At 73.3% G+C, this 292-nt stretch carries 1 protein-coding gene; it reads right to left on the bottom strand.

The features are described from left to right. The coding region (locus ACTFO6_RS17345) for a DUF1833 family protein (protein ID WP_439935684.1) at window positions 1-186 on the bottom strand (186 nt) is incomplete at its 3' end. Window positions 187-292: the final 106 nt, after the last annotated feature.

The raw sequence follows: 292 nt of genomic DNA, 5'->3' as shown, positions 1-292 counted from the left end.
CCACCGACCCGCGTCCACCGGCGCGGACTCCTCGAGCCGCGCGGTGAGCGTGTCCCAGTCGCGCACCACGCGCAGGGGCTGGGTGAAGCTCGGATGGCGCAGCTCCAGGGTGTGATAGACGATTTCGTTCGCGGGCGCGCTGGCGTAGGCCTCGCGGATGGCGGCGGTGAGGGCGGGGTCAGGCATTTACGCGGCCCGTCACGGCGTCATAACGCGCCCTTTGCGGTGGCGCTGGCGGCGGCCTCGGCTTCAAAGGCCGCGGGCGAGCGCACGCGCACCTCGAGCTGGGCGG

Source organism: Pelomicrobium sp. G1, assembly GCF_051905455.1.
GTDB lineage: Bacteria > Pseudomonadota > Gammaproteobacteria > Burkholderiales > UBA6910 > Pelomicrobium.
This window is presented reverse-complemented; position numbering and strand designations above follow the sequence as displayed.